The sequence below is a fragment of the Neisseria sp. P0022.S010 genome (assembly GCF_051956635.1).
On record NZ_JBQCXF010000166.1, the window covers coordinates 1 to 5,912 of the forward strand.

Consider the following 5,912-nt stretch of genomic DNA (forward strand, 5'->3'; position numbering starts at 1 on the left):
GCACGAAGAGCAATAATATTTCTTTCAGACGGCCTTGTTTTCCAACAAAAGGCCGTCTGAAACCATGAAAGGACGAAACATGTTTGTTTGGCACGAACAAGAAAACGCTGCAACTGCCGCGCAAGCTCTTGCCGATGCTGTTGCCGCCGCATTGCAAGCTACGTTGAATGAGAAAGGCCATGCGGTTTTGGCTGTTTCCGGTGGCCGTTCACCGATTGCGTTTTTCGAGGCTTTGTCGCAAAAAGATTTAAATTGGCAAAATGTCGGCATTACTTTGGTGGACGAGCGTATCGTTCCGACCACGCATGCCGACAGCAATACAGGCTTGGTACGCGAATATCTGCTCAAGAATAACGCGGCCGTTGCCACATGGATTCCTGTTGTTGAAGACGGAAAGTCTGAAACTGAATTACAACCTGAAGTTGTCGTTGCTTACGCATTGAAATATTATAAGCAACCTGACGTGCTGGTGTTGGGCATGGGCGGAGACGGGCATACGGCGTCGTTGTTCCCTCAAGCGCCTCAATTACAGGCCGCAATCAATGAAGCTAATGATCCAACATTGATTCATACTACGCCGGTTACCGCACCGCATGAGCGTGTGAGCATGACTTTGGGTGCGATTGCCAAAACGCCGAATGTATTTTTGGCTATTCAAGGCGCAGAGAAAAAAGCGGTATTCGATAAGGCTGCTGCAAGGGCTGACACCGAATATCCGACCAGTCTGATTCTCAATCACCAAGGAATTAACTGCCATGTCTACTATGCACACTGAGGCTTATCCTCGTTTGGTCGCCGATATCGGCGGTACGAATGCCCGTTTTGCACTTGAAACCGCACCACAGGTCATTGAAAAGGCTGAAGTCTTGCCTTGTAAGGATTACGACACCATCGTCGATGCCGTCAAAACTTATTTGGAACGCGCAGGCAGTCCGAAAGTTTTGCACGCAGCCTTTGCGATTGCCAATCCGATTTTGGGCGACTGGGTGCAGATGACCAACCACCACTGGGCATTCTCCATCGAAACCACCCGTCAGGCTTTGGGTTTTGAAACGTTGATTCTGTTGAACGACTTTACCGCCCAAGCTTTGGCGGTAACACAAACCGATAAGAAAGACTTGATACAAATCGGCGGTCAAAAACCAATCGAATTTGCGCCTAAAGCCGTTATCGGTCCGGGTACCGGTTTGGGTGTCAGCGGTTTGGTACACAGCGCTGCCGGCTGGGTGGCGTTGGCAGGCGAGGGCGGCCACACCAGCTTCCCGCCGTTTGACGATATGGAAGTGTTGATTTGGCAATACGCTAAAAACAAATACGGTCATGTTTCTGCCGAGCGTTTTTTGAGCGGCGCAGGTTTGAGCCTGATTTACGAGGCATTGGCCAAACGCGACAACATCAAACAATACCGTCTGAAACCCTCTGAAATCACCGATAAGGCATTGAGCGGAACATCGCCTATTTGCCGTCAGACTTTGGATATTTTCTGCGCCATGTTGGGCACGGTCGCTTCCAATTTGGCTTTGACTTTGGGTGCGCGCGGCGGCATGTATTTGTGCGGCGGGATTATCCCTCGCGTGTTGGATTACTTTAAAACTTCTCCATTCCGCAGCCGCTTTGAAAACAAAGGCCGCTTTGAAGCATATCTTGCCGCCATTCCCGTGTATGTCGTATTGAGCGAATTTCCGGGCATCGTCGGCGCGGCGGCCGCATTAGACAATCATTTAAATAACGTTTAAACACAAAAACGGCGGTGCAGGGCAGGGTACGAAAATGTACCTTGTCCTGAACGTCAAAGAATCAAAGGGTAGAGTATATGTTAAGCAAAATCAGCGAATCATTGTCCAATCTCTCCGGCGCAGAACGCAAAGTTGCCGAATCTGCGTTGGCCGAGCCGAAATGGTTCGTTCATGCCGCAGTGGCCGAAATCGCCGAGCGTGCCTCCGTCAGTCAGCCGACTGTAATCCGTTTCTGCCGTAGCTTGGGTTACAAAGGCTTGCCTGAGTTCAAACTCGCTTTGTCTGCCAGCATCGGTCATGAAGGTATGCCATACGTTCATGAAGAATTGAACGCCGATGACAACATGAGCAGCGTGGTTGAAAAAGTCTTGGGCAATGCCGCAGCCTCCCTTTTGGGTGAGCGCCGCTTCCTGAAAGAATCCGAGCTGGAAAACGCGATTGCCATTTTGATGCACGCGCGACGCGTTGAGTTTTATGGTGTCGGCAACTCCGGCATCGTTGCCCAAGACGCGCAACACAAATTCTTCCGTTTCGGTATGTCTACCGTTGCCTATGTCGATACGCATACCCAGTTGATGGCGGCTTCCGTATTGACCGAGCAGGATGTGTTGGTAGCGATTTCCAATACCGGCTCATCTATCGAATTATTGGATGCAGCCAGTATTGCCAAAGAAAACGGCGCAGCCGTTATCGCGCTGACCCGCAATGATTCGCCGTTGGCACAAATGGCCGACTGCGTATTGAGCATTGCCACTCAGGAAAATGCCGAGCTTTATACGCCTATGGTGTCCCGTCTTCTGCAGTTGGCCGTTATCGACATTCTTGCCATCGGCTTGGCCTTGCGTTTGGGCGACACTGCCAGCACGCAACTGCAAAAAAGTAAAAAAAGCATACATAACAAACACATCGAATACGATAAAGATTGATTCTTCACTGATATATTCAGACGGCCCCAACCCACATCAAGGCCGTCTGAAACCTCAAAAAACGGAAACCACCCCGTTCCCGTTTCAGACGACCTCACGGCCGTTTTCTCAACAAAACTGTCCACTATCCAGGAGAGCATCCGATGAAACACCTTCACGATTTACCAGCTTGGTCAAAATTATGGATACATTTTGACGAAACCAAAGAACAACACATGCGCGAAATGTTCGAGCAAGATCCCGAACGTGCCGAGCGCTACTGGCTGCAGGTTGGCGGCCTGACTTTGGATTATTCTAAAAACCGTATCAACGACGAAACCATGTCGCTTTTGTTCGAGTTGGCGCGTGAAGCAGGCGTGCCGGAACGGATGCAGCAAATGTTCCACGGCGAAAAAATCAATACGACAGAAAACCGCGCCGTACTCCACGTTGCCCTGCGCAACCGCACCAATGCCCCGATCGTCGTGGATGGCGAGGATGTCATGCCTAAGGTCAACCATGTCCTGCAACGCATGGGCGAGTTCGCACACGAAGTCCGCAGCGGCAGCTGGTTGGGCTACACCAATCAAGTCATTACTGATGTCGTCAACATCGGTATCGGCGGCTCCGACCTCGGCCCTCTGATGATGTGTACCGCGCTCAAGCCTTTCGGTCATCCGCGCCTGAATATGCACTTCGTCTCCAACGTGGATGGCTCCCAACTGCGCGATGTATTGTCTAAAGTCCACCCTGAAACCACCCTCTTCATCATTGCTTCCAAAACCTTCACCACCCAAGAAACCCTGACCAACGCCCTGACCGCGCGTAAATGGTTCTTGGATCATGCAGGCGATGAAAGCGCCGTGGCCAAACACTTCGTTGCCGTATCGACCAACCAAAAAGCCGTTGCCGAATTCGGTATCGATACCGCCAATATGTTTGAATTTTGGGACTGGGTCGGCGGACGATACAGCCTGTGGTCGGCCATCGGCCTGCCGATTATGTTGTACCTCGGCGAAGAAAACTTCATCGAAATGCTCAACGGCGCACACCTGATGGACCAACACTTCATCAATACGCCGCTGGAGCGCAACATGCCCGTTATCCTCGCCCTCATCGGCATCTGGTACATCAACTACTACGGCGGCGGCAGCCACGTCATCGCCCCCTACGACCAACATCTCCACCGCCTGCCCAAATTCATCCAGCAGCTCGATATGGAGAGCAACGGCAAACAAGTTACCTTGGACGGCAAAGCTGTCGGTTACGAAACTTCGCCGATTATTTGGGGCGAAACCGGTATCAACGGCCAGCACGCATTCTTCCAACTGCTGCACCAAGGTACGCACATCACGCCGATTGACCTGATTGCCTCCCTTGAAAAACGCAGCAACTTGCGCGGCCACCACGAAATCCTGTTGGCGAACGTTTTTGCTCAAGCCGAAGCCTTTATGCGCGGCAAAACGCCTGACGAAGTACGCACCGAGCTTCAAGCCCAAGGCATGGACGAAGCGCGTATCGAAGAGCTGGTTCCGCACAAAACCTTCTCCGGCAACCGTCCGACCAACCTCATCCTCATGGACAAAATCAACCCGCGCAATATGGGCAGCCTGATTGCCATGTACGAACACAAAACTTTCGTCCAAGGCATTATTTGGGGCATCAACAGCTTTGACCAATGGGGCGTAGAGCTCGGCAAACAACTGGCTAAAACCATTCTTGCCGAATTGACCGGCGAGACCGAAGTGCAAAAACACGACAGCTCGACTACACGTCTGATTAATCTTTATTTGAATGCCAACAAATAAAGCATTTATTTAAAACAAAAGGCCGTCTGAAATTTTCAGACGGCCTTTTGTTTTATTCCGGATCATCCGTAAACGCATTTTCCCGAAATATCGGTACAAATGTGAAAAGATACAGTACAAACACGGCGATGGTCAGAAGCGCAGGAACGGTAATGAAAAATATCGGGTTCACGTTCATCAAGAAAGCGCGTGAGATGGCGGCCATAAAGAGCAAGGGAACGGCAATGCGGCAGAGTTTGGGGTAGTCGAGTTTGGTAAAACCGCTGTGCCACAGTCCGGCGGTCAGCCACACCATCATCACGCCGCCCATCATACCGCCGAGGGTAATCAGGTGCAGGGGCGCGGAGGCGGGCAGGTTTTGCAGTTTCGCCGCGCCTGTCCACAGATAGCCTGCGGCGGCAAAAAGCTGGAGCAGGTAATAAGTGCGGACGTAGTGTTTGCGCAGGAGTTCGTGATGGTGAAGTTCACGCAGCTTGGCGAGCAGGATGAAGCCGACGGCAAGCGCGGTAAAACCGGCGGTTTGCGCCGGCAGCCAAAGTTCGGCGGCGGCGTGCAGGAGCAGGAAGGTGATGGCGATGTTTTTATAGACGATATTTGGAATAAAAACAGGGTCTTTCAGACGGCATTCTTTAAGGGCTTCCGCACCCAAAAGAATGCTGACGCGGACGGATACAAACATGACCGCTGCCATGTTCAGATGTACTTGCGCGCGCAGTAAGTTCAAATCGCCAGTTGCGGCGTAGGCCGTCTGAAAAATAGTAAACGCGGCAAGCAGTATTAAGAGGGCGAAGTTATCAGTGTTGCGGTCGAGCCAAATCAGCCAGGCGCAAAACAGCAGCAATACCAGCCAATAGGCGGCAACGAAAAACGAGGCAGTTTGCGGCGAAAAGGGCAGTATGGCGGATGCGGCGAGCAGTAATGCCGCCATCAAAGTAGCGACAGGTTTCAGACGGCCTTTATAACCCGTCCATTCGAGCATGGCGGCAGTCAGGAAACCGCCGTATGCCGCAGGCAGCATGAGTTCTAAGAAGATTTGGCGGTGCAGGACGATAGCGGCGGGGCTGATGAAAAACACCAACGCGCCGAGTATGGCAAGTGCCGCCGCGCCGACGAAAAACGGCCGCATGGGGTGGGTGAAAAATTTATTCATGGCTTGGCTTGATTTTGCATGAAGATGCTTTCGGATATGGATTTATTGGGCGGACAGGGCCGTATCTTTCACCAAAGAGGCAAGCCTGCGGCTTGCTTACCCTCTCCCTAGCCCTCTCCCACGGGGAGAGGGGATTAGGCTGTCGAGCCCGAGCATTTTCAGGTTTACCTGCCATCTGATTTTCAATCCTGCGCTCTCTGATTTTCAGCAACCTGTTCCCCTCGCCCCGTGGGAGAGGGTTAGGGAGAGGGTAACGAACCGCAAGGTTTGTCAGATACTCAAATGCCCGTATCATTCATATTATTGATATTAT

The 5,912-nt window shown here is 51.8% G+C and carries 5 protein-coding genes; 4 read left to right on the top strand and 1 reads right to left on the bottom strand.

Going from position 1 to position 5,912, the window contains the following annotated elements; genetic code table 11:
• Window positions 1-79 precede the first annotated feature (79 nt).
• The 4 genes from pgl (at window position 80) to pgi (ending at window position 4,449) form a co-directional block, all read left to right on the top strand.
• Entirely contained in the window at window positions 80-775 is a 696-nt protein-coding gene (gene pgl, locus ACTHUT_RS12685) for a 6-phosphogluconolactonase (RefSeq protein ID WP_250601710.1), read from the top strand.
• Window positions 756-1,736 (top strand): glucokinase, encoded by a 981-nt coding sequence (locus ACTHUT_RS12690; RefSeq protein WP_250599926.1) that lies wholly within the window; start codon window positions 756-758, stop codon window positions 1,734-1,736. Before pgl ends, ACTHUT_RS12690 begins: the two co-directional genes overlap by 20 nt.
• 77 nt (window positions 1,737-1,813) lie before the next feature.
• Window positions 1,814-2,662: a DNA-binding transcriptional regulator HexR gene (gene hexR, locus ACTHUT_RS12695; RefSeq protein ID WP_049352085.1), complete on the top strand. Its 849-nt coding sequence runs from the start codon at window positions 1,814-1,816 to the stop codon at window positions 2,660-2,662.
• A 143-nt stretch (window positions 2,663-2,805) separates the two neighbouring features.
• The gene (pgi, locus tag ACTHUT_RS12700) at window positions 2,806-4,449 is read left to right on the top strand and encodes a glucose-6-phosphate isomerase (RefSeq protein WP_250599928.1); all 1,644 of its coding nucleotides are present in this window, start codon (window positions 2,806-2,808) and stop codon (window positions 4,447-4,449) included.
• Between the two features lie 52 nt (window positions 4,450-4,501).
• Here pgi and ACTHUT_RS12705 read toward each other — a convergent pair whose 3' ends face one another.
• Entirely contained in the window at window positions 4,502-5,599 is a 1,098-nt protein-coding gene (locus tag ACTHUT_RS12705; protein WP_250599930.1) for an NnrS family protein, read from the bottom strand.
• Between the last annotated feature and the right edge of the window lie 313 nt (window positions 5,600-5,912).

Coding starts and splice junctions, on each gene's coding strand:
- pgl (WP_250601710.1), top strand. CDS start 80: ATGTTTGTTTGGCACGAACAAGAAAACGCTGCAACTGCCGCGCAAGCT.
- ACTHUT_RS12690 (WP_250599926.1), top strand. CDS start 756: ATGTCTACTATGCACACTGAGGCTTATCCTCGTTTGGTCGCCGATATC.
- hexR (WP_049352085.1), top strand. CDS start 1,814: ATGTTAAGCAAAATCAGCGAATCATTGTCCAATCTCTCCGGCGCAGAA.
- pgi (WP_250599928.1), top strand. CDS start 2,806: ATGAAACACCTTCACGATTTACCAGCTTGGTCAAAATTATGGATACAT.
- ACTHUT_RS12705 (WP_250599930.1), bottom strand. CDS start 5,599: ATGAATAAATTTTTCACCCACCCCATGCGGCCGTTTTTCGTCGGCGCG.